The sequence below is a fragment of the Nocardia sp. NPDC004718 genome (assembly GCF_053601535.1).
Map to the genome: position 1 here is coordinate 1 of NZ_JBSGCA010000174.1, position 1,199 is coordinate 1,199.

The window sequence follows — 1,199 nt, forward strand, 5'->3', positions numbered from 1 at the left end:
CGTGGCGCGTGGCTGGAGTTCGACGTGGACAAGCGCGACACCGTGGGTGTGCGCATCGACCGCAAGCGCCGCCAGCCGGTCACCGTGCTGCTCAAAGCGCTCGGCTGGACGAGTGCGCAGATCGTCGAGCGGTTCGGCTTCTCCGAGGTGATGATGACGTCCCTGGAAAAGGACGGCACATCGGGCACCGATGAGGCGCTGCTGGACATCCATCGCAAGCTGCGTCCGGGCGAGCCGCCGACGAAGGAGTCCGCGCAGGCCCTGTTGGAGAACCTGTTCTTCAAGGAGAAGCGCTACGACTTGGCGCGCGTGGGCCGGTACAAGGTCGACAAGAAGCTCGGCATCCGCAGCGGCGGCTCGCCCGCGCTCACCGAGGACGACATCGTCACGATCATCGAATACCTGCTGCGGCTGCACGCGGGTGACAAGACCATGACCGCTCCCGGCGGAGTCGAGGTCCGGGTCGAGGTCGACGACATCGACCATTTCGGCAACCGGCGGCTGCGCACCGTCGGCGAGTTGATTCAGTCCCAGGTCCGGCTGGGGCTGTCACGGATGGAGCGCGTGGTCCGCGAGCGGATGACCACCCAGGACGTCGAGGCGATCACGCCGCAGACCCTGATGAACATTCGTCCGGTCGTCGCGGTGCTCAAGGAGTTCTTCGGAACCTCGCAGCTGTCCGTATTTCTGGATGAGCGCAACCCGCTGGCGAGCTTGACTCAGAAACGCCGTCTCTCGGCGCTGGGCCCGGGTGGTCTGTCCCGGGAGCGCGCCGGTCTGGAAGTCCGCGATGTGCACTACAGCCATTACGGCCGCATGTGCCCGATCGAGACTCCGGAAGGGCCGAATATCGGCCTGATCGGCTACATGTCGGTGTACGCGCGGGTGAATCCGTTCGGTTTCATCGAGACGCCGTACCGAAAAGTGGTCGACGGCAGGGTCACCGACGAGGTGGACTACCTGACCGCCGACCAGGAAGACCTGCATGTCGTGGCGCAGGCGAACGAGCCGCTCGACGCCGCAGGGCGTTTCGTGAACGCGCGAATCGCAGTGCGCCGCAAGAATTCCGAGGTAGAGCTCGTCGGATCCGCCGAGATCGACTATATGGACGTCTCGCCGCGCCAGATGGTGTCGGTGGCGACGGCGATGATCCCGTTCCTCGAGCACGACGACGCCAACCGCGCCCTGATGGGTGCGAA

At 65.3% G+C, this 1,199-nt stretch carries 1 pseudogene; it reads left to right on the plus strand.

The features are described 5' to 3' along the window. A pseudogene (locus tag ACWEH3_RS36195) lies at positions 1–1,199 on the plus strand (DNA-directed RNA polymerase subunit beta); the annotation flags it as partial.